The 22,129-nt window shown below is 61.1% G+C and carries 22 protein-coding genes; 14 read left to right on the top strand and 8 right to left on the bottom strand.

The window, feature by feature from the left end:
• Nucleotides 1-214 precede the first annotated feature (214 nt).
• The 3 genes from GF108_RS15740 (at nt 215) to GF108_RS15750 (ending at nt 5,256) form a co-directional block, all read left to right on the top strand.
• Nucleotides 215-3,070, top strand: a complete 2,856-nt coding sequence (locus GF108_RS15740) for a molybdopterin oxidoreductase family protein (protein WP_153668880.1) — start codon at nt 215-217, stop codon at nt 3,068-3,070.
• Entirely contained in the window at nt 3,067-3,834 is a 768-nt protein-coding gene (locus GF108_RS15745) for a 4Fe-4S dicluster domain-containing protein (RefSeq protein WP_153668882.1), read from the top strand. Before GF108_RS15740 ends, GF108_RS15745 begins: the two co-directional genes overlap by 4 nt.
• Before the next feature lie 519 nt (nt 3,835-4,353).
• A complete protein-coding gene (locus GF108_RS15750; protein ID WP_153668884.1) occupies nt 4,354-5,256 on the top strand; it encodes a DmsC/YnfH family molybdoenzyme membrane anchor subunit in 903 nt (300 codons plus the stop codon).
• Nucleotides 5,257-5,260: 4 nt separating this feature from the next.
• Here GF108_RS15750 and GF108_RS15755 read toward each other — a convergent pair whose 3' ends face one another.
• From GF108_RS15755 to GF108_RS15780, 6 genes are all read right to left on the bottom strand, one after another.
• Nucleotides 5,261-6,190, bottom strand: coding sequence for a lipid A biosynthesis lauroyl acyltransferase (locus tag GF108_RS15755; protein WP_153668886.1), 930 nt, complete (start codon nt 6,188-6,190; stop codon nt 5,261-5,263).
• Nucleotides 6,191-6,196: 6 nt separating this feature from the next.
• Nucleotides 6,197-7,225 carry a zinc-binding dehydrogenase gene (locus GF108_RS15760; RefSeq protein WP_027231751.1) on the bottom strand — a complete coding sequence of 343 codons (1,029 nt, stop codon included), beginning with the start codon at nt 7,223-7,225 and terminating at the stop codon, nt 6,197-6,199.
• Between the two features lie 26 nt (nt 7,226-7,251).
• Entirely contained in the window at nt 7,252-8,529 is a 1,278-nt protein-coding gene (locus tag GF108_RS15765) for a beta-ketoacyl-ACP synthase (protein ID WP_153668888.1), read from the bottom strand.
• Between the two features lie 11 nt (nt 8,530-8,540).
• Nucleotides 8,541-9,725: a beta-ketoacyl-ACP synthase gene (locus GF108_RS15770; protein WP_153668890.1), complete on the bottom strand. Its 1,185-nt coding sequence runs from the start codon at nt 9,723-9,725 to the stop codon at nt 8,541-8,543.
• A gap of 72 nt (nt 9,726-9,797) precedes the next feature.
• On the bottom strand, nt 9,798-10,079 hold the full coding sequence (locus GF108_RS15775; protein WP_027231748.1) for an acyl carrier protein: 282 nt from the start codon (nt 10,077-10,079) through the stop codon (nt 9,798-9,800).
• Nucleotides 10,080-10,185: 106 nt separating this feature from the next.
• Nucleotides 10,186-10,776, bottom strand: coding sequence for a histidine phosphatase family protein (locus tag GF108_RS15780; protein ID WP_153668892.1), 591 nt, complete (start codon nt 10,774-10,776; stop codon nt 10,186-10,188).
• A gap of 102 nt (nt 10,777-10,878) precedes the next feature.
• Between GF108_RS15780 and GF108_RS15785 the strand changes: the two genes are divergently transcribed.
• The 3 genes from GF108_RS15785 (at nt 10,879) to GF108_RS15795 (ending at nt 14,464) form a co-directional block, all read left to right on the top strand.
• A complete protein-coding gene (locus tag GF108_RS15785) occupies nt 10,879-11,835 on the top strand; it encodes an AEC family transporter (RefSeq protein ID WP_153668894.1) in 957 nt (318 codons plus the stop codon).
• A 142-nt stretch (nt 11,836-11,977) separates the two neighbouring features.
• Nucleotides 11,978-13,435, top strand: a complete 1,458-nt coding sequence (locus GF108_RS15790) for an NAD-dependent succinate-semialdehyde dehydrogenase (protein ID WP_153668896.1) — start codon at nt 11,978-11,980, stop codon at nt 13,433-13,435.
• A complete protein-coding gene (locus GF108_RS15795) occupies nt 13,436-14,464 on the top strand; it encodes an aldose epimerase family protein (protein WP_153668898.1) in 1,029 nt (342 codons plus the stop codon).
• On the opposite strand, the gene GF108_RS15800 is transcribed toward GF108_RS15795, so the two are convergent.
• Nucleotides 14,461-15,378 carry a sugar kinase gene (locus GF108_RS15800; RefSeq protein WP_153668900.1) on the bottom strand — a complete coding sequence of 306 codons (918 nt, stop codon included), beginning with the start codon at nt 15,376-15,378 and terminating at the stop codon, nt 14,461-14,463. The genes GF108_RS15795 and GF108_RS15800 overlap by 4 nt on opposite strands.
• A gap of 138 nt (nt 15,379-15,516) precedes the next feature.
• Here GF108_RS15800 and GF108_RS15805 point away from each other — a divergent pair, with 138 nt between their 5' ends.
• Nucleotides 15,517-16,128 (top strand): pyridoxamine 5'-phosphate oxidase family protein, encoded by a 612-nt coding sequence (locus tag GF108_RS15805; RefSeq protein WP_153668902.1) that lies wholly within the window; start codon nt 15,517-15,519, stop codon nt 16,126-16,128.
• Nucleotide 16,129: 1 nt separating this feature from the next.
• Here the strand turns inward: GF108_RS15805 and phnF are convergent, their stop codons facing one another.
• Entirely contained in the window at nt 16,130-16,873 is a 744-nt protein-coding gene (gene phnF, locus GF108_RS15810) for a phosphonate metabolism transcriptional regulator PhnF (protein WP_370462189.1), read from the bottom strand.
• Between the two features lie 90 nt (nt 16,874-16,963).
• Between phnF and phnG the strand changes: the two genes are divergently transcribed.
• Genes phnG through GF108_RS15845 form a run of 7 tightly spaced genes read left to right on the top strand, consistent with a single transcriptional unit; the run spans nt 16,964 to nt 22,129 of the window.
• On the top strand, nt 16,964-17,437 hold the full coding sequence (phnG, locus tag GF108_RS15815) for a phosphonate C-P lyase system protein PhnG (protein WP_246663971.1): 474 nt from the start codon (nt 16,964-16,966) through the stop codon (nt 17,435-17,437).
• Nucleotides 17,437-18,048, top strand: coding sequence for a phosphonate C-P lyase system protein PhnH (phnH, locus tag GF108_RS15820; RefSeq protein WP_153668904.1), 612 nt, complete (start codon nt 17,437-17,439; stop codon nt 18,046-18,048). Before phnG ends, phnH begins: the two co-directional genes overlap by 1 nt.
• A 4-nt stretch (nt 18,049-18,052) precedes the next feature.
• Entirely contained in the window at nt 18,053-19,147 is a 1,095-nt protein-coding gene (locus GF108_RS15825) for a carbon-phosphorus lyase complex subunit PhnI (RefSeq protein ID WP_153668906.1), read from the top strand.
• On the top strand, nt 19,144-20,025 hold the full coding sequence (locus GF108_RS15830; protein ID WP_091945365.1) for an alpha-D-ribose 1-methylphosphonate 5-phosphate C-P-lyase PhnJ: 882 nt from the start codon (nt 19,144-19,146) through the stop codon (nt 20,023-20,025). The genes GF108_RS15825 and GF108_RS15830 overlap by 4 nt, the downstream gene beginning before the upstream one ends.
• On the top strand, nt 20,022-20,798 hold the full coding sequence (phnK, locus tag GF108_RS15835; RefSeq protein ID WP_153668908.1) for a phosphonate C-P lyase system protein PhnK: 777 nt from the start codon (nt 20,022-20,024) through the stop codon (nt 20,796-20,798). The genes GF108_RS15830 and phnK overlap by 4 nt, the downstream gene beginning before the upstream one ends.
• Nucleotides 20,799-20,807: 9 nt before the next feature.
• The gene (gene phnL, locus GF108_RS15840; protein ID WP_153668909.1) at nt 20,808-21,518 is read left to right on the top strand and encodes a phosphonate C-P lyase system protein PhnL; all 711 of its coding nucleotides are present in this window, start codon (nt 20,808-20,810) and stop codon (nt 21,516-21,518) included.
• Nucleotides 21,515-22,129 (top strand): DapH/DapD/GlmU-related protein, encoded by a 615-nt coding sequence (locus tag GF108_RS15845; RefSeq protein ID WP_153668911.1) that lies wholly within the window; start codon nt 21,515-21,517, stop codon nt 22,127-22,129. The genes phnL and GF108_RS15845 overlap by 4 nt, the downstream gene beginning before the upstream one ends.

The following is a 22,129-nucleotide window of genomic DNA, read 5'->3' on the forward strand; positions in this document are numbered from 1 at the left end:
GCCCCGGTTGCAATTTGTCTGCACAAATAAAGCCATGTGCCGCTTTCCCTACAATACCCCGCTGCAAAACCGCTAAGATGGCTCCGAGTCGGGCAGGCTCTCGCAGTCGAGGCTGAAGCGCTTCGCCAAACTGCAACTGATCGACTGTTACAGGATTGTTTTCACTACGCATTGTGAAACAATCGGGTATGCAAACAGCGGGGCGACTCAAGAGATGAATTCAGAACCAGACCTTGCCCTGTCGGAGCCGGTTGGTGATGAAGTTCGCAAGACCACCTGCTACATGTGTGCTTGCCGCTGCGGCATCGATGTCCATCTGAAGGATGGCAAGGTCCGCTATATCGAGGGCAATCGCGATCATCCCATCAACAAGGGTGTGCTCTGTGCCAAGGGCTCTGCCGGCATCATGCAGCACTATTCGCCCGCGCGCCTGCGGGCGCCGCTCCTGCGCACCGGGCCACGCGGCTCCGGCCAATTCAGGGAAATCAGCTGGGACGAGGCGCTGTCGCTCGCCGTGGATTGGCTGAAACCGGTACGAGAAACCGCGCCGCAAAAGCTAGCTTTCTTTACCGGACGCGACCAGTCGCAGGCCTTGACCAGCTACTGGGCGCAGAATTTCGGCACGCCGAACTATGCTGCCCATGGTGGCTTCTGCTCCGTCAACATGGCCGCCGCCGGCATCTATACGATAGGCGGTGCGTTCTGGGAGTTCGGTGCACCGGATTGGGACAAGACCAAGCTGTTCGTGCTTTTCGGCGTCGCCGAGGATCACGATTCCAACCCGATCAAGATAGGCATTTCCAAGCTCAAAAAGCGGGCCGCGCGCTTTGTTTCGGTTAATCCCGTCCGCACCGGCTATTCCGCCATCGCCGACAACTGGATCGGCATCCGGCCTGGCACCGATGGCCTGCTGATCCTGTCCATTATCCATGAACTCTTTCGCACCGGCCGCATCGATCTCGATTATCTGCGCCGCTACACCAACGCCCCCTGGCTCGTGATCGACGATCCGGGTCATGAGGATCATGGGCTCTTTCTGCGCGATGATCTCGGCAAGGCTCTGGTGCGCGACCGAGCGACCGGGGCAATCGTTCGATTTGACGAGCCCGGGCATCTCGCGGATCTCAACGCGGATTTCATGACTGCCGACAATCGCAAGGTGCGCAGTGTCCTTCGCCTGATGGCTGAAAAATATCTCGATCCGAAATATGCGCCGGAGGCAGTGGCGGCCGAAACCGGGATCGACGCAAAGACCATTCGCGGCCTTGCCTCCGAGATCGCGCGTGTCGCCTTCGAGGAAGAGATCGTCATTGCGCAGCCGTGGACGGACATGAAGGGCGAGCAGCATGAGGTGATGATCGGGCGCCCCGTCAGCTTCCACGCCATGCGCGGAATTTCCGCCCATTCCAACGGGTTCCAGTCTGCCCGTGCTTTGCACGTCCTGCAGACCATCATCGGCTCGATCGACTGCCCCGGCGGTTATCGCTACAAGCCGCCATACCCGAAACCCGCCACGGCTCATCCCCGGCCGCACGGCAAGCCTGAGCATGTGAAGCCCGGCCAGCCGCTGGCAGGACCCCATCTCGGCTACCCGCTGGGGCCGGAAGACCTACTGGTCGATGCAGACGGCAAGCCGCAACGGATCGACAAGGCATTTTCCTGGGAGGCGCCGCTCTCGGCCCATGGCATGATGCATATGGTGATCGCCAATGCCTCGGCGGGCGATCCTTATCCCGTCGACGTGCTCTTTCTCTACATGGCCAACATGGCCTGGAACTCGTCAATGAACACGCGCGGCACGATCAGGATGCTCGAGGAGCGCGATCCTGCCACAGGCGAGTACAGGATACCCAAGATCATCTATTCCGACGCCTACTCGTCGGAAATGGTGGCCTATGCCGATCTTGTTCTGCCGGATACGACCTATCTCGAACGCCATGACTGCATTTCACTGCTCGATCGTCCGATCTCGGAGCCGGAAGCGGCCTGCGACGCAATCCGGTGGCCGGTCCTGAAACCCGACCGTGACGTGCGCGGTTTCCAGTCGGTGCTGATCGATCTCGGTGCACGCCTGAAATTGCCGGGCTTCGTCGATGCGGATGGCAAAGCGCTCTACAAGGATTACGCTGATTACATCGTCAATCACCAGCGCAAGCCCGGCATCGGACCGCTTTCCGGCTTTCGCGGCGAGGCCGGCGAGGATGAGGGCAGGGGCGCGCCAAACAAGGATCAGCTCAAGCAATACATCGAACACGGCGCCTTCTGGGTGAAGCACATTCCGGAGGAAGCGCTCTACTTCAAGCATCATAACGCGGCCTACCAGCAATTCGCCATAGACATGGGCTTCTTCGACGCCCCGCAGCCGGTCACGATCCAGCTTTATGTCGAGACGCTGCAGAAGTTCCGCTTGTCCGCCGAGGGCCTGCGCCAGCCGGTTGCGCCGCAAGCGTACAGGCAGCGCCTCATCGATTGCTTCGATCCGCTGCCTGACTGGTACCGGCCGTTCGAGGAACAGGGCATCGACACGAAAGCCTTTCCCTATCACGCGCTGACCCAGCGTCCAATGGCGATGTACCATTCCTGGGGGTCGCAAAATGCCTGGCTCCGGCAAATCCATACGCGCAATCCGCTCTATGTTCCGGGCGGGATCTGCGACGAGGTTGGGCTCAAGGACGGCGATTGGGCGTGGGTAATTTCGCATCATGGCCGCATCAAATGCGAGATCGCGCGGACAGAAGCGGTAAACGGACGCACCATGTGGACATGGAACGCCATCGGCAAGCGCAAGGGGGCCTGGGCACTCGCGCCCGATGCGCCGGAAGCGACGAAGGGATACCTGCTCAACCACCTCATCCATGAACTCCTGCCGCCCAAGGCTGACGGCATGCGCTGGTCGAATTCCGACCCGATCACCGGACAGGCGGCCTGGTATGATTTGCGCGTCCGTATCGAAAAGGCCGAGGAAGGCGATGCGATGAGCGAGCCGCAATTTGGTGCGATTGAACGGCCCGGCAGCCAGAAGCCTGGCGCCGACGAAATTCGCTACGGCCAGGAGTGGGCGCGCAAATGACCACCCTGCCGCAAAACCGCACCTCCACGAAGCTCGGCCTCGTCATCGATCTCGATGTCTGCGTCGGCTGCCATGCCTGTGTCATCAGTTGCAAGGAATGGAACACGGGCGGCTACGGCAATGCGCTCTCGGACCAGCATCCTTACGGCGCCGACGTTTCGGGCACGTTTCTCAACCGCATTCACAGTTTCGAGGTGGTACCGGAGGGTGGTGAAGTCATCGGCGAGGCAGGCGATGCGCGCATCGTTCATTTTCCGAAATCCTGCCTGCATTGCGAGGATGCGCCCTGCGTCACCGTCTGCCCGACCGGCGCTTCCTACAAGCGCGCCGAAGATGGGATTGTGCTTGTCGACGAGGACAAGTGCATCGGCTGCGGGCTCTGCGCCTGGGCCTGCGCCTATGGCGCGCGCGAAATGGATCTCGCCGCCGGCGTCATGAAGAAATGCACGCTGTGCGTCGACCGCATTTACAATGAGACGTTGCAGCAGGAGGACCGGATACCATCCTGCGTTCGCACATGTCCCGCCAATGCGCGCCATTTCGGCGATCTCGGCGATCCGGCCTCCGAGGTGTCGATCATGGTAGCGGAGCGCGGTGGTTTCGATCTGATGCCGGAGCAGGGGACGCGGCCGACCAATAAATACTTGCCGCCGCGCCCGCGAAAGGCCCTGAGCGAGAGTGCGCCATTGGTGCCGCTTGCCGAGAACAGCGAAGGTGCGACCGGTTTCTTTGCCTGGCTCGACAGAGCGCTCGATCGGATGTGAGTTAGCATGTCAAGCTCGCGTTCCAACGATACCCCCCTCTGTCCTGCCGGACATCTCCCCCACAAGGGGGGAGAGCAGCCTGCTTCACGGGTTGGGCTAACTACCGCCGTGCTTATTGGAAAAGAGGCTTGCAGCCATCCGATCTCCCCCCTTGTGGGGAGGGTCGGACCGAAGGTCCGGGGCGGGGTCGTTACGACGGCGAAGCGTTTTGTTTCATACCAGGCACGCCCCTCCCGGCTGCTGCGCAGCCACCCTCCCCACAAGGGGGAGGGAAAGGCGGCACCCTGCATTCGAAAGAAATTGACCGATGATCCACTCACCCCCCTCTGTCCTGCCGGACATCTCCCCCACAAGGGGGGAGATCAGCCTGTTTCACGGGTTGGGCTAACTACCGCCGTGCTTATTGGAAAAGAGGCTTGCAGCCATCCGATCTCCGCCCTTGTGGGGGAGATGTCCGGCAGGACAGAGGGGGGTGAACCTCACCACCTGCGGGTCCCCGCAATGTCGAGGCCGCAATAAATGCATCCAGCCTATTCGATCATCGTCTTCACGACCCTGTCCGGCCTTGGCTACGGTCTTGTCGTCGTTCTTGGGCTTGGCTTTCTCGATCCGGCCGCGCTCTCGACCAAGATCGCCTATGTCATTTCGATTGGGCTGATCGGCATCGGGCTGTCCTCGTCGCTTCTCCATCTCGGCAATCCCCAGCGCGCCTGGCGGGCGGTCAGCCAGTGGAGATCGAGCTGGCTGTCGCGCGAAGGGGTGATGGCGATCGCAACCTTCGTGCCGCTGACCTTGAGCGCCGCACTGGCTGTCTTCGACGATCGTCACGATGTGCTGCTTGGCCTGATCACCGTCGCAGGCGCGCTGATCACCGTCTATTGCACATCGATGATCTATGCGTCGCTCAAGACCGTCGGCAACTGGAATACCCCGCTGACGCCGCTTTGCTTCCTGCTGTTTTCGCTCGCCGGCGGGTTTCTGCTCGCTGCGAGTTTTGCCGGAGGCGCGCTCGGCCTCGAGCTTCTGGCGCTGTTATTCATTCTGCTTGCCCTTCTCGCCAAGATGATATGGCGAAAGCGGGCAATGACGCTCGTCCCCCTGTCGACGCCGGAGACGGCAACCGGGCTCGGACATATCGGCAAGGTGCGGCTGTTCGAGCGTCCGCACGCGCTGGAGAATTACTTGACGCGCGAAATGGGCTTTCGCGTTGCCCGCAAGCATGCGGCCAAGCTCTGGATGATAGCGTTTCTGAGCGGCATCGTGCTGCCGTTCGTTGCCTTGCTTGCTGCCATGGCGATTGGCGGCGGCCTCTTGGCACAATTCGTCCTTGCCGTGGGCGTCCTCACGCACCTTCTCGGCCTCTTTACCGAGCGCTGGCTCTTCTTCGCCGAGGCCCGGCATGCGGTGATGAACTATTACTAGGTGATCAGTTCCAGCGCTTGTGGAACCACATCCACTGGCCGGGATATTCGCGCACCCAGCTTTCCACCTTGTCGTTCAAAGCTTGCACGGTGGCAGAAAGGTCGACCGCACCCTTTTCATCGCGCGGCAGTTCCATCTTTTCCTCGAGCTCGAGGCGGAAGCGGCCTCCGGGCAGGCGGATGCAGCGGGCCGGATAAACGTCGCAATCATATTGGCGCGCGAGCTTGGCCAGAAGCGGGTTGGTCTTGCAGGGGCGGTTGAAGAAGGTCGAGGGGATGCCCCGGCGGAATTTCTGGTCGACCAGCATGCCGACATTGCCGTTGGCATTAAGAACAGTCGCGAGCGACCATGCCGCCCCGGCCTTCGATGGAACGAGGTGCCCCATATTGGTGCGGCGAGCGCCCAGGATGCGCTTGGCGACATAGGGATTGTTCGGCGGGCGAAACAGCGCTGTTACATTCAAGTCGAATGTCGCGGCGCAGATCGGCAGGAGTTCGAAATTGCCGGTATGCCCGGTGAAGAATATGTGCGGCCGGTCCTTTTCCCCGAGCAGGCGCTCGAAGATTTCCCGGCCATGCACTTCGATGATCCCGGTCTTGCCGCTGTGCGGATCGTAGTCGAAGATGGCGTCGAGGAAGACATATTCGGCAGTGAGCCGCGCCATGTTGCCCCACATGTCGCGCGCGATGTCCTGCAGTTCTTGCTCGGACTTTTCCGGATAGGCCTTGCGCAGGTTGTTCATGGCGACGCGGTGGCGCCCCATCAGCGGACCGATCTTACGCGCCGCGGCGTCCATGAAATCCATTGCTGCCTGTGCGGGCAGGCGGCGCAACAGCCACAAAATGCCGAAGACGACATTCGCCGTCAGCCAGTAGTTGAACGACTTGAGCCTCTGGCTCCACCGGAACAGAGCAAGTTTCGTATTGAGCTTCATCGCAAATCAGTTGATGCGCAGGATGATCTTGCCGAAAACGTCCCGGCCTTCCATCCGTTTCAGCGCCGTGTCGATTTCATCGAAACCGACTTGCGTATCGATGACCGGATGAACGAGGCCGCGCGCCATCTTCTGCATCGCATCCGCCATGTTCTCCATGCGGCAGCCGAAGGAGCCGAGCAGCTTCAACTGCTGCTGGAACAGCATCATCAGGTTCATGTTCGTCGATACGCCGGATGTCGAGCCGCACGTGACAAGACGCCCGCCGCGCCGCAGCGACAGCATGGAACCCGCCCAGGTGTCCGCGCCGACGTGTTCAAAGACAACGTCCACGCCCTTTTTCTTCGTCAGCTTGCGCACGACACCTTCGAAGCGATCTTCGCGGTAGTTGATGACGTGGTCGGCGCCCAGCGCCTTCGCCTTCTCGATCTTGTTGTCGGAACCGACAGTCGTAATGACCGTGCAGCCGATCTTCTTGGCTAGCTGGATCGCGGCCGAGCCAATGCCCGACCCTCCGGCATGCACGAGGATCGTCTCGCCGGGCTCAAGCTTGGCATTGTCAAAGAGCATGTGCTCGACCGTACCGAAGGTAACGGGCGCGACCGCAGCGCCGATCTCGTCGACGCCGGGGGGCGCCGGGACGAGGAGGCGAGCCGGTAGGTTGACTTTTTCCTGGGCAAAGCCGTCGAGGTGAAAGCCATGGACCCCGGATACGTGTTCGCAGAGATTGTCGCGGCCTTCGCGGCAGGGCCGGCAAAGACCGCAGGTCTGCGCACCGTAAATCGAAACAAGCTGGCCGGGCAGCACCGAACTGACACCTGGGCCGATCGCATCGACAACGCCGGATGCTTCCGCGCCGATCGTCAGTGGCATCTTGCGCTTGGCGAAGGCCATGCCGCGCCAGCCCCAGACGTCAATGTGATTGAGCGCAACGGCCCTGATATTCACCGTAACCTCGCCGACGCCGGGCGGGGGCGGAGGGGCAATATCGACCAATTCGAGCTTGCGGTCGTCGATCAGCTGTAGTGCACGCATATCCGTTTCCTTGTTCAGGCCACGGATTAGTTCGGTTCTGCGGTCATGACAAGACAGGTATTTTGTCCACCGAAGCCGAATGAGCTGGAAAGCACCGATGAAACGCTCGCTTCACGCTTCACATTGGGCACCACGTCGAGATCGATAGACGGATCGGGATTGTCGTAGTTGATCGTCGGCGGGATGGTGCCGGTCTGGATCGTCAGCATCGAGAATACCGCCTCGATGGCGCCGGCCGCCGTCAATGTGTGGCCGATCATCGACTTGTTGGACGACGTCGGCAGCTTCGAGATGCGCTCCCCGAACACGGTCGACAGAGCGAGATATTCCATCTTGTCGTTCTCGGGTGTGGAGGTGCCGTGGGCGTTGATGTAGTCGATCGCATCCTCTGCGATGCCGGCATCGTCGAGCGCTGCACGGACCGCTCCGATTGCGGGCGAGCCATCCGGCTTCGAACGGGTGCGGTGGAAGTCGTCGGCCTTTTCGCCGCAACCGCGCATGATTCCGAGGATGTTGGCGCCGCGGGCGACGGCTGCTTCCAGCGATTCCATCACCATTGCCCCGGAACCCTCAGCCATGACGAATCCGTCGCGATCCTTGGAGAAGGGTTTTGCCGCCTTGTGGGCTGGCTCGTTCTGGGTGGAAAGGGCAGAGAGCAGCGAGAAGCGGATCAGGGCTTCGGCCGAAACCGAACCATCGGTGCCGATCGACAGCACCTTGTCGCTTTCGCCGCGGCGGATCGCCTCGACGCCGAGCTGGATCGCAGTCGCGCCAGACGCGCAGGCCGTCGACAGCGTCACCGGCAGGCCGCGGGTTCCGAACTTCTCGGCGAGCTGTTCGGCGATGTAGCCGAACTCCACGGTATTGAACATGTCTACCTGCGGCGCGCGGCGGCAGGCTGCGAGAAGGAGATCGTAGCCGGGCTCGCCTTCATTGCGGACCAGCGCATCGAGCGCGAAGCGGTTGCGCCAGTCGAGTTCGACCGGCGGCGCTGCCAGAAACAGCGGGCCGCCGAAATCATCGACGGAGAGGCCCGCCTGGGTGATTGCTTCCTCGCCGGCGAGAGAACCGAGCTTCTGCGAGAGCGCGACAGCGCCCTTGTTGCTTTCGTCGAGGAAATCAACGGTGCCGGCGATCTGCGTGCGCAGTCCATCGACGGGAAAACGGGTAATCCTGTGGATGCCCGACGTCCCGGATGTCAGCGCGGCCCAGTTTTCCTCCTTGCCCTGACCGAGCGAGGAAACAACTCCGAGGCCGGTAATCGCAACAAGCGGACGGCCCAGATGATCAGTATATTTGGACATGCGGCATATCCTTAAACTTTGACGAGACGGGCAACGCCTTCGCCGCGCGAGCCGCCGATCGAGGTAGCCAGCGCCGTGTTGACGCGCTCGGGGCCGGCCTTTTCATTGTCGGGATCGATGGGCGGAAAAGCGGTACCGTGATAGATGCTGAGCGCGGCGAGGCCAACGACCAGCGGGAACTGCGCCTCGCGGAAATGACCGAGCTTGCCAGCGATACCGCGTATGGACGAACTCGAGAATGCGTCGAGCGCTGCCTTCTCGGCGGCAGTGATGCGCTTGGCGCCGGATGCCCCGGAAATGATGACGTCAGCCGGCGAGTCGGCCGTTGCAGCGCCGAGAAGCTTGGCGATCGTCTCCTTCAAATCGTCGCGGCTGCGGCGGATTTGCGTGCTGTAGACGCCGTCGATCGCCGCATATCCGCGAGCGCCGCGCTTCTTCGCGTGTTCCTCGCTTTCGAGGACCAGGAATGCGCCGCCCGAACCGGTGACGATGCCGCCGCCGGCAGCGTCTTCACGTTGCCACAGCGGCCCCCAGCCATCCTGCTTCAGCATATTGTTCAGCTCATAACCGAGCAGCATGTCCGGGTGTTCGGCGTTATATGCCCCGCCGACGAGGGCGTGGGTGCTCTGGCCCGAACGGATGCGCGCAACAGTTGTATCGATCGCAGAAATGCCGGAGCCTTCTTCACCCATGAAAGTGCGCGAGGAACCGGTGACCTTGTGGACGATCGAAATATTGCCGGCAAGGAGATTGGAGAGCTGGGCGAGGAACAGCGTCGGGCGCAGTTCCGTCGACAGTTTCTCGTTGAGCATCGTGCCGAGGTCATTGCGCACGCGCGCTTCGGCAAGGATCTGCAGGTCAACCGCAACATCGCGTTCGCCGCCGCCGGCACCAACGACCATATCCATGGTAGCGCAAAGTGCCTCGTCATCCTTGATGCCCGCATCCTGCAGCGCAAGGCCGGCGGTATAGGTGCCGATGCGCTGCCAGGTTTCCATCTGCCGCTGGTCGCCGCGCTTCGGTATCTGGTTGTTCCAGTCAACCTCGCCGAGCGGGTGGACCGTATAGGGCTTGAAGGTTTCACTGTCGGTGCGCGGTTCAGCCTTGCCGCTGAAGGCCTGCCAATGGGCGTCGGCGCCTTCGCCCAGCGATGAGATCAGTCCAATCCCAGTGATGACGACGGTGTTGTTCTGCATTGTCTCGCAACACCGTCCACGCGGTGCACCCCGTTAGGTGAAGTTGACCCGGTCCGAATCGTTGCTCGGAAATCAGGCCTTTTTGGCGGCGACGAGTTCGTCGATCTTGGCGCACAGGTTCTTCAACACGAAGTATTCTTCGGTCGGGACCTTGCCGTCATTGACTTCCTGCGTCCACTGTTCGAGCGGGATCTTGATACCGAAGGCCTTGTCGATTGCAAAAACAATATCAAGGAAATCAAGGCTATCGATGCCGAGATCGTCAATTGTATGGCTTTCCGGCGTAATGGAGTCGCGATCGATCTCACTGGTTTCGGCAATGATATCGGCAACCTTGTCGAATGTTTCGGACAATTGATTTTCCTTTTTTCTTCCGGTGCCCGTCGAAGGCACTGATGTCTGATGAGCCGGTATCTAACGTTTTTCAAGGTCTATGGAAAGACCCAAGGTTGTGCGCCGTCTAGTCGAATATAATTCGTCCAGCCACATGAATAGCCTCACCCTCGTCATTGGGGATAACCACCACGGCTTCCGTGGGCCGCGGAGTTACGCCCGTCAGAGCCGTTATATTGGCGCGATCGGTGAGCATTACCAGATTGCCGGACCCCTTGAAGCCCGTGATCAGAACGCGGATCTTTTCGAGTTCAGCGGCCTTTTCCGCTTCATCGGCGGGGAGCGGATCCAGCGGCTTGAAAATCTCGGCCGGAATGGAGCCGAACGACAGGCGGGCCGTCTCACGCGCATTGCAGGTGGAACTGGTCAGGATGCGATCGATCCGCACGCCGCGCGCCGCAAACCGCGCCCCCAATTTCTGCGCAAGCTGGCGGCCGCGATCAGAAAGCGTCTGCGTCGCCGAGCAGTCGACGGAGTGATCGACGGTTGGACTTAGCGTTCCCGAAACATCGGCGCCCTGCATGAGGATCGTATATCCACCCCGCTGGACGCGCGCCCAGGCCGCATCGGTCGCCTCGGCGGTAGAAAGAAATGCGAGCGCGCTCAACGCCAACGCGAGCATATGGACACATAATGGATGGATAAGCAGCCTCGACATCTGGCCTCCTTATCAGGCGAAATGGTGATTTGGCGAAGAAAAATAAAGTGAAGTCCTGGAACTGCTTGCGCGGCATGGCCCGCCCGCCTATTGCGGAATGTGATGGGTCTCGTTGAAACAATCCTTGTTGTCTTTGGTGTGATTGCCATCGCCTACGCTGCAGCCCAGTTCAAGCTGCTTGATGAGCGGGTGGGCGACGGATTGTCAGACTTCGTCTTTGTCGTCGCTGCGCCGCTTCTCTTGTTCCGCACCATGGTGACGGCCGATTTCCACGGCGCTGCCCCTTGGCAATTGTGGATCAGCTACTTCATTGGTGTGGTCGTTGCCTGGATCGCATCCGATCTGGCAATCAAGGTCTTGTTCGGCCGTGACAATCGCGCCGGTGTCGTCGCCGGGGTTTCCGGGGCCTTTTCCAATCTCGTGTTCCTGGGCATGCCGCTGATGCTCGGTGTCTTTGGGCAGGAGGGGTTCGCCATCCTGTCGCTGATTGTCGCCGTTCACATGCCGATCATGATGGCCGCATCCATAACGCTGCACGAGTTTGCCCTGCGCCGCGACGGGGTGTTCGATGGCGAGACTCATTTAACCGCGGTGGTTGCCTCATTCTTCAAAAGCCTGCTGCGCAACCCCTTCGTCATCGGTATCCTCGCTGGCTGGCTATGGCGGCTGACTGGCCTGCGCATGCCCGTCGTCGCCGATTCGCTCATTCAGACGTTGGGAAGCGTCGCCGGCCCGGTCGCTCTTTTCGCTATGGGCATGGGGCTCAAGAAATTCGGTGTGTCGGGCCACATCGCCGCTTCGCTTGTCATGTCGGCAATCAAGCTCCTTTTGATGCCGGCTGTTGTCCTTGCTGCGGCTTTGCTGATCGGCCTGCCGCCATTTACCGCCAAGATTGCCGTCACCGCTGCCGCACTCCCTGCCGGCGTCAACTCCTATCTGATTGCGACGCGCTTCGGCACCGGGCAGGCGCTCGCCTCGAATTCCATGGTCATGGCAACGGCGCTGTCGGCCCTAACGCTCGCGTTTTGGGTTTCCGTCGTCACGCATATTTTCGGCTAGGCAAGGCAGTTGCAGCTTTTGGCAAAAAGGAGCAGGGTAGCCGCATCGTCTTCACGAGACGCACATTGCCAATGGCGATGCAGGGTTATCCTTCACGGAACTCACGGACAACAATAACCCTTCGAACACAGGGAGAAATATGATGTTGCAGAAATCCAGCCCGTTCATGAAGCAGGCAAACCTGATCAATGGTGAGTGGGTGGGCGCCGATTCCGGCAAGACAATCGACGTCATCAACCCTGCAACCGGCCTGAAGATCGGCACGGTTCCGAATTCCGGCAAGGCCGAAACGCGGCGCGCCATCGACGCTGCCGCCGAGGCCTTTAAGACTTGGCGCAAGACATCGGTGCTCGAGCGCGCCAAGATGATGCGCAAGCTGCACGACGCCATCCTCGATAACCAGGACGCCCTGGCCGAACTCCTCACATTGGAGCAGGGGAAGTCGCTGTTCGAGTCCAGGGGCGAGGTCGGCATGTCGGCGGCCTATATTCTCTGGTACGCCGAAGAAGCGCGGCGGACCTATGGCGATATCGTTCCATCACCTTGGGCCGATCGCCGCATTCTCGTGACGAAAGAGCCGGTTGGCGTCATCGGGGCCATCACGCCCTGGAATTTCCCGTCCTCGATGCTCGCACGCAAGATCGGTCCCGCGCTCGCTGCAGGCTGCACGGCGGTCGTTAAGCCGGCCACCCAGACACCCTATTCCGGGCTTGTATGGGGTGCGCTTTGCGAGGAGGCCGGCATTCCGAAGGGCGTTGTCAACATCCTCACCGGTTCTGCCTCGGAGATCGGCGGCGAAATCACCAGCAATCCTCTCGTGCGCAAGATCACCTTCACGGGCTCGACCGAGATCGGCAAGATCCTGATCAAGCAGGCGGCGGACACCGTAAAGAAGGTGTCCATGGAGCTTGGCGGCAATGCACCCTTCATCGTGTTCGACGATGCGGATGTCGACCGCGCCGTCCAGGGTGCGATGATCGCGAAATTCCGCAATTCCGGCCAGACCTGCGTGTGTACAAACCGCTTCCTGGTACAATCGGGTATCTACGACACCTTCATCGAAAAGTTTGCTGCGGCGACCCGGAAACTAAAGGTCGGCGACGGTCTCGAAACCGGGACAGAACAGGGTCCGCTGATCGACGAGAAGGCAGTCGCCAAGGTCGAGGAATTCGTCGCCGATGCCAAGCAGAAGGGCGGCAAAGTCGTGACCGGCGGCAAGCGTCATGCGCTCGGCGGCAGCTTCTACGAGCCGACGATCATCAGCGACGCCAAGGAAGACATGCTCTTCACCAAGGAAGAGATTTTCGGTCCCGTGGCGCCGGTCTACAAATTCGAGACGGAGCAGGAAGCGATCGACCTTGCCAACAACACCGAGTTCGGCCTTGCGAGCTATTTCTATACGCAGGACCTTGGCCGCGTGTTCCGCGTTTCCGAGGGGCTCAAATACGGCATGGTGGGCGTCAACGAAGGCATGATCACCACGGTCGAGGCGCCCTTTGGCGGTGTCAAGGAATCGGGGCTCGGCAAAGAGGGCGGACATCAGGGCATCGAAGACTACCTCGATACAAAATATGTCTGCGTCGGAGGTCTCGGCCTCTAAATGAACACTGAGTTATTCGGCCATACGCCTGAGGGCGAAGCAGTCCACCGCATCACGATCTCCGGCGGGGGACTGACCGCCAAGGTTCTGACCTGGGGCGCAGTCATCCAGGACCTGCGCCTCAAGGGCCACGAACCGCCGCTGGTCCTGGGTTATCAGGACTTCGCCGATTATCTAGCACACTCGCCCTATCTTGGCGCGACGGTCGGCCGGTCGATCAACCGCATTCGTGGCGGCGAACTCACGATCGACGGCGAGACCTATGCGCTGGAGCGGAATTTTCACGATCGGCACAATATTCACGGTGGGAGCCGGGGTGCCGGCAAGCGCAGCTGGGATGTCGTCGCCGTCGGCTCGGATTATGTGACGCTGACCATCCAGCTTGGCGATGGCGAGATGGGGTTTCCCGGCAATCTCAACATCACCTGCACCTATATGCTGGAATCGAAGGGCACACTCGCAATCCGAATGGATGCCGTGACCGACAAGCCCACCATCTGCAACCTTGCCCATCACAGCTACTTCAATCTCGATGATGGCGGCGCAACCGATGCGCTTGACCATCAGGTGCGCATCGACGCGGCGGCCTATCTGCCGGTCGATGCCGATCTCATTCCCGACGGGCGGGTTCTCCCGGTGGCGGGCACAACGCACGATTTTTGGGATTACCGGTCGATCCGCCGCGAAGAAGGTGGCGCCCAGGTGGTCTATGACAATAATTTCTGCCTGTCGAGCCAGCGTCAGCCCCTGCGGCGGGTCGCATCGGCCAAGGGCGCGAAGTCGGGCGTCGAGATGAACGTTCTTACCACGGAACCCGGCGTGCAGTTCTATGCCGGCAATACGCTGGGCGGGCGTCCGCCGATCGGGCTGACAGGAAGCACCTACGATAATTATGCGGGCTTCTGTTTCGAGGCGCAGGTGTGGCCGGACTCACCCCATTTCCCGTATTTCCCGCAGGCAATACTTCGGCCGCAGGAGACCTACAGCCAAATGACCAAGTACAGCTTCAGCAAAGCAAAGCAGGCTTAAGCATCAAAGGCTTTGCGCGCTTCGTCCATCGGGGCAAGCGCGCCGTGAAATTCGACGACGCGCGCCGCCACCTTGTGCGCCCTTTTGGCGGCCGCAACCGGATCGAGATCGGCGAGCCGGGCGGCGATATAGCCGCCATTAAAGCTGTCGCCAGCGCCGGTCGTGTCGACCGCATTGGCTTTGGCGGCCTGTACATTGGTACTCACGCCTCCCGAAACGACCAGCGCCGGCTCCGTTCCATCCTTGACGACGATTTCCTTGACGCCATAGCTCGCAAGGCGGGCCGCCGTATCGGCTGGCGTGACGTCGCCGAAGAGTGCGTTTTCATCCGGGAATGTCGGCAAGGCGATATCGCTGACATGGAAAGCGTTGCTCAGCACCTGCTTCGCCGTCTCGGCATTTTCCCACAGACGCGGACGATAGTTGGCATCGAATACGATGAGCGAACCGTGACGCCGCGCATTGCTGACAGCGTTGAGCACAGTCTGCCGGCTCTTTGGGCTCAAAATGCCCATGGTGATGCCGGAGAAATAGATGATACGGCGGCCTTCGAGGCTCTTGGCGAGCGCATCGGCGTCATCCGCCAACTGCCGCGCAGCGGCGTCATTGCGCCAATAGGTGAAGGACCGCTCGGCACCGGTCAGGGTAATTGCGTAAAGGCCGGGCCGGGCGCCGACAATCGTCGGGCTGTGCGCCGTGTTGATACCATTGTCGCGCAAGAATGCCTTTTGCTTGACGGAAAAGGGATCGTCGCCAAATGCGGTCACGTAATCCACGGCGAGGTCTGGCTCGGCGAGGGCCCGAACATACCAGGTGGTGTTCAGCGTATCGCCGGCAAAGCCCATGCGCCACTGGTCGCCAATGGCGCCCGAGAGTTCGATCATGCACTCGCCGATAGCCGCAAATCCGTTCATGAAGTCCTCCGCAATCCGGTCGGTTGCGACTGATATACGAGTGGGCGGCTGCTGTCATGGGAAAGTTCCGGGGGCGGGGGCTGTCATATCCGCTTAATAATGCAATGTTAGTCGCGCCATATTTGCATGGAGAATCGAATGTCGCGCATCACGTCGATCGAACAACTCGAGGCGATTTACAGCGGTGTTGCCGAGGCATCGACGGCGAAGGTCACGGACCGAATCACGCCGGAATATCGCCGCCTCATCGAAGGCTCGCCGTTCGTGGCCCTGGCGACATCCGGCCCGGAGGGGCTCGATTGCTCGCCGCGCGGCGATCTAGCGGGATTTGTCCGCATCCATGACGATCGCACCTTGATGATCCCCGACCGCCGCGGCAACAACCGGGTCGACTCGCTGCGCAATATCGTCCGCGACCCGCGCGTCGCGCTGCTCTTCCTGATCCCGGGCGTCGACACGACGTTCCGCGTCAATGGCCGCGCCTTCCTCGATACGGACAGAACGTTGCTCGAAAGTTTCGCCGTCGAAGAAAAAGCGCCGCGATCGGTGATGGTCGTCGAGGTGGAGGAGGCCTATTTCCAGTGCGCCCGCGCCTTGATCCGCTCCGAACTTTGGAATCCGAAGAATCATCGCTCGCCGAAAGAGTTTCCGACCCCCGGCCAGGTTCTCGCCGCTCTCAGCGAAGACCGTGTCGGCGGCGAGGCCTATGACCGCGAATGGCCGCAGCGTGCAGCCAAGACCATGTGGTAGATCAAAGCGCCTTGTTGTCGATCGCAATTTCCATGCGGTCGGCGGCGAAGCGGGTCTTGGCATATTCGACCGGACGGCCATCCATATCGACATTGATCGCAGTCGCAACGAGCACGATCGCCCCCGGCGACAGTTGGAGGTGGCGCAGGTCGTCCGCATCGGCATGTCTTGCCGCGATGATCGTCGACTTGCGCAGATAATCGTCTATTCCCGCGGCCTTGAGCGCGAATGTTATCGAACCGGATGAACGGTAATCCTCGGCGGCGTTAGGCACGCGCGCGGCATCGAACCAGGCCGTCGAGCAGGTGACAGGGTTGCCATCCGCCGTGTGCAGCGTGTCGACGCGGATTACGTCTCCTTTCGACATGCCAAGCGCCGCGGCAATTTCAGGCGTCGCCGCTTCGGTGCGGTAAGAGAGCAATACGCCCTTGGTCTCGCGCACCTGCGTTGCGAGTATCTGCGAGAACCGCGTGCGCTCGCCGATGCGATAAATCAGCTTGCGGCTATTCGCGACAAATGTGCCTCGCCCCTGCTCGGCTCGCAGCACGCCTTCCTTCGTAAGCGCGGCAATTGCGCTTCGGATGGTGTGGCGATTGACGGAAAATCGCGCGGCGAGTTCGATTTCGGGCGGCATGCGTGCGCCGCTCGCCATTCTTCCCGCCGTGATGTCGCCGCGGATCTGGTCGGCAATCTGCCGCCAGATGGCGACACCGCTGTTTCGCGTAATGAATCGCGCTGAAGTCACGCTTTGTCATGCTCCTGTCATTGACCATCCCTATAGATGGACTTATTGTCTAGTTGTATAGACGAATAGACAAGTTTGAGCGAGGTGTCAATGACCAAAGATTTTCAGGAAATGCCGGCGACCGTCGATGCCGGGCGCAAGGCCGCCATGGCATTGCTCGCCCAGGCGACCGCCGATGAGATGACCCGCTTCTGGTCGGTCTGGACCGACAAGCCGGCAGTCGAGACGTTGCGCGGGCCCGAAACGGGCCTCGTCATGGTTCGCGGACGCATCGGCGGGTCGGGGGCTCCGTTCAATCTCGGGGAAGCGACTGTGACCCGCGCGACCGTGCGGCTCGGCAGCGGTGCCGTCGGCCACGCTTATGCGCTTGGTCGCCAGGGCGAAAAGGTTCGCCTTGCCGCCGTCTTTGATGCGCTTTGGCAGGACGATGCCAAACGCGATGTGGTCGAAACGACCGTCCTTGCGCCAATCGCGCAGCGGCTCGACGAGGAACTCAGGACCAAGCGCGCCGAGACGGCAGCGACCAAGGTCGATTTCTTCACAATGGTGCGAGGGGAAGACTGATGAGCACGAATACTCAGGTTTTTGAGGGCGGCTTCGCCAATCCGGTCATGGGATCGCAGCAGATTTTCCGGGCGCTGATGGATGCCATGGCCAATCCCGGCCGCGTATTTGACGTGCCGGAGCTCGTCGCAGCGCCGGCCCCGCTGACGCCAGTAATGGCGGCGATCGCCGCCACGCTGTTCGACCACGATGCAACGGTCTGGTGCGACAAGTCGATCAGCGCCTCGAAGGAGGCCATCGGCTGGCTGAAATTTCATACCGGCCTCGAACTCGTCTCCGATCCGGCGGCTGCGCAATTCGCGCTGGTGAAAGACATCGCCGCAATGCCGTCCTTCGAAGCCTTTGCCAAAGGGACGTCGGAATATCCCGACCGCTCGACAACGGTCATCTTGCAGCTCGACGGATTTGAGGGCGAGAACGTTCTCACCCTCCGTGGACCCGGTATCAAGGACACGCAGGACTTCGCGCCGAGCCAGCTGCCGAAAATGTTCATCGATCAATGGACGGGTAATCGTGCCGCCTTTCCGCGCGGCATCGATCTGATCTTTGCCGGACGGGACGCGCTCGCCGCCCTGCCGCGCACGACCCGCGTTGCGAAGAAGGAGGCTTAAGGCCATGTATGTTGCAGTCAAGGGCGGCGAAACTGCCATCCGCAATGCCCACAGGCTTCTTGCCGACAAGCGCAGGGGCGATCCCTCCGTGCCCTCGATCCGGCTCGACCAGATCGTCGAACAACTGGCGCTCGGCGTCGACCGGGTCATGGCCGAGGGATCGCTTTACGACCTCGAGCTTGCGGCACTCGCCATCAAGCAGGCGCGGGGCGACATGATCGAGGCAATCTTCCTCGTCCGCGCCTATCGCACGACGCTGCCGCGTTTTGGCTATACGCTTCCCGTCGAAACGGCGGCAATGGCGATAGAACGGCGCATCTCCGCAACGTTCAAGGATCTGCCGGGTGGACAACTCCTCGGGCCGACATTCGATTATACGCACCGCCTGCTCGATCCCGAACTCGCCGCCGATGCCGCGGTCGAAGCGCCGGAGGAGCGGGTGGAGGAAACGCACGAACCGGCGCCGCGCGTCACCGATATTCTCGGCCATCATGGCATGATCGAGACGGATGGCGAGTTGCCGGAAGGGGCAGCGCCTGGCGATCTGACCCGCGAGCCGCTCGCCTTTCCGCTTGAGCGCGATCTGCGTCTACAAGCGCTTGCCCGCGGCGACGAGGGTTTTCTCCTCGGTCTCGCCTATTCCACACAGCGGGGCTATGCCCGCAGCCATCCCTTCGTTGGCGAAATCCGCATCGGCGAAGTCGAGGTCGAACTTGAAGTCGCGGAACTTGATTTCCCGCTGACGCTCGGGCGCATCCGCCTGACCGAGTGCCAGATGGTCAACCAGTTCAAGGGTTCGGCGAAGCAGCCGCCGCAGTTCACCCGCGGCTATGGCCTTGTGTTCGGCCAGAGCGAGCGCAAGGCGATGTCGATGTCGCTCTGCGATCGCGCATTGCGGGCGAGGGAGCTCGGCGAGGATATTACCGCCGCCGCCCAGGACGAGGAATTCGTCATTTCACACAGCGATAATGTCCAGTCGACCGGCTTCGTCGAGCATTTGAAGCTGCCGCATTACGTGGATTTCCAGGCCGAACTCGACCTGGTGCGCCGGATGCGGGCCGAACACGAACGCCGCGACGTCCAGGAGGCAGCAGAATGACCGAACTCGCAACATATAATTTTGCTTATCTCGACGAGCAAACGAAGCGGATGATCCGCCGCGCCATCCTGAAAGCCATTGCCATTCCGGGCTACCAGGTGCCTTTCGCCTCGCGCGAAATGCCGATGCCCTATGGCTGGGGCACGGGCGGCGTGCAGGTGACGGCGGCAGTCATCGGACCGGATGACAGGCTGAAGGTTATCGATCAGGGCGCCGACGACACCACCAACGCCGTATCGATCCGCGCCTTTTTCCAGAAGACCGCAAACGTTCGGGTGACGACCAGCACAACGGAAGCAACGATCATCCAGACGCGGCACCGCATCCCGGAAACACCGCTCACCGCCGGCCAAATCCTGGTCTATCAAGTGCCGATCCCCGAACCCCTGCGCTTCCTCGAGCCGCGCGAGACGGAAACGCGGAAAATGCACGCGCTCGAAGAATACGGCCTCATGCATGTGAAGCTCTACGAGGACATCGCCCGCCACGGCCACATCGCGACGACCTATGCCTACCCGGTAAAGGTCGAAGGGCGTTATGTCATGGACCCGTCGCCGACGCCAAAGTTCGACAATCCGAAGATGCATCGCTCGCCAGCGCTGCAACTATTCGGTGCAGGACGCGAAAAGCGCATCTACGCGGTTCCGCCCTACACGGAAGTCGTCAGCCTCGACTTTGAAGATCATCCATTCGAAATCCAGAGCTTTTCCGAGCCCTGCGCGCTGTGCGGTGCCAGGGGTACCTACCTCGACGAGGTGATCCTCGACGACAAGGGCGGCAGCATGTTCGTGTGCTCGGATACGGATTTTTGTGAAGACCGGCAGGCGCATGGCCATCGCGGCCATCTTTCGGCCAATCCGGCGGAGGCAGCAGAATGAGCGATACACCACTTCTCAAAGTCAATGCAGTCTCGAAATTCTATGGAAGCCGGATCGGCTGCCAGAATGTCTCGTTCGAACTGTGGCCGGGCGAAGTGCTGGCCATCGTCGGCGAATCCGGTTCAGGCAAGACCACGCTTCTGAACTGTCTGGCGACCCGGCTTGCGCCTTCGGCAGGTTCCGTCGAATACCGCATGCGGGACGGCCAGTTCCGCGATCTTTACCGCCTCAGCGAAGCCGAGCGGCGGTTGTTGATGCGCACCGACTGGGGCTTCGTGCATCAGAACCCGGCCGATGGCTTGCGCATGACGGTTTCGGCCGGCGCTAATGTCGGCGAGCGGCTGATGGCGGTCGGCGACCGGCACTACGGCCGCATCCGTTCGACGGCGACCGATTGGCTCGGGCGGGTGGAAATCGCCGCCGACCGCATCGATGACGAGCCACGTGCCTTCTCCGGCGGGATGCGCCAGCGCCTGCAGATTGCACGCAACCTCGTAACCAACCCGCGCCTCATCTTCATGGACGAGCCGACCGGTGGGCTGGACGTGTCGGTGCAGGCGAGGTTGCTCGACCTTTTGCGGGGCCTCGTCAGCGACCTTGGCCTTGCGGCAATCGTCGTCACCCATGACCTTGCCGTCGCGCGGCTGCTTTCGCACCGCATGATGGTGATGAAGGACGGCCATATCGTCGAAACCGGCCTTACCGACCGCGTCCTCGACGATCCGCAGGCGCCTTACACCCAGCTTCTCGTTTCATCCATCCTGCAGGTCTAGGAGAAGATTATGCCAACGCCTCTCGTTGTCTCCGATGTCGCCAAGAGTTTCACCATGCACCTGCGTGACGGCATCCGCTTGCCGGTGGTCACCAACGTGTCATTCTCGATCAAGGCCGGCGAGTGCGCCGTTCTTGGCGGCCCTTCCGGTGCCGGAAAGAGCTCGATTCTGAAAATGATCTACGGAAATTATGCCGTGGATCAGGGCCAGATCATCGTTCCCTACCGCGACCGCCTTGTGGATATTGCCTCGGCCGATCCGCGAACCATGCTCGGTATCCGCCGCGAAATGGTCGGCTATGTCAGCCAGTTCCTGCGCACCGTGCCACGGGTTTCGGCGCTTGACGTTGTCGCCGAGCCGCTCGTCGCCCGCGGCGTCGATCGCGGCGAAGCCCGCGACAAGGCGGCGGTGCTGCTCTCGGGACTCAATCTCCCCGAACGGCTGTGGGCGCTGCCGCCCGCCACCTTCTCCGGCGGCGAACAGCAACGCGTCAACATTGCGCGCGGCTTCATTACCGATCACCCGGTCCTGCTGCTCGACGAGCCGACAGCATCGCTCGACGCCAGGAACCGCAGCGTCGTCGTGTCTATGATCGAGGCCAAGAAGGCCGCGGGCGTCGCCATGCTCGGCATCTTTCACGACGAGGATGTGCGCGAGGCCGTTGCCGACCGGATCATCGATGTCACGGCGTTTTCCACCGCAGGCGGAGTTGCGGCATGACGAAACTCTCGGAAACGCCATTGATCCATCCGACGGCGAGCGTCGAAGGCTGCGCGTTCGGCCGCTATACTGAAGTTGCCGAGCGTTGCCGCCTCAGTGAATCGAGCTTCGGCGACTATTCCTACATCATGCAGGACGGATCTGCCTGGTGCGCCAAGGTCGGCAAGTTCGCCAACATAGCTTCGAGCGTTCGCCTTAACGCGCCCAACCATCCGACCTGGCGGCCGACGCTGCACCATTTTACCTATCGCTCGGGCGACTACTGGGACGACGGCACGGTTGACGAGCAATTTTTCGACTGGCGGCGCACTAATACCGTCACGATCGGCCATGATGTCTGGATCGGCCACGGCGCGACGGTTCTGCCGGGCGTCACCGTCGGCGACGGCGCAGTAATCGGGGCAGGGGCGGTGGTCACGAAGAACGTCGATCCCTACACGATCGTTGGCGGCGTCCCGGCACACAAAATTCGTGATCGCTTCGACCGAAAAACGGCTGAACAACTGCAGGTCGTTGCCTGGTGGGATTGGGACCACGATAAGTTGCGCTCTGCGCTCGATGATTTTCGCTCGCTCTCCATCGAGGCGTTCCTTGAGAAACACGCGGTCTAA

It is taken from the genome of Phyllobacterium sp. SYP-B3895 (assembly GCF_009647635.1).
Taxonomy (GTDB): domain Bacteria; phylum Pseudomonadota; class Alphaproteobacteria; order Rhizobiales; family Rhizobiaceae; genus Phyllobacterium; species Phyllobacterium pellucidum.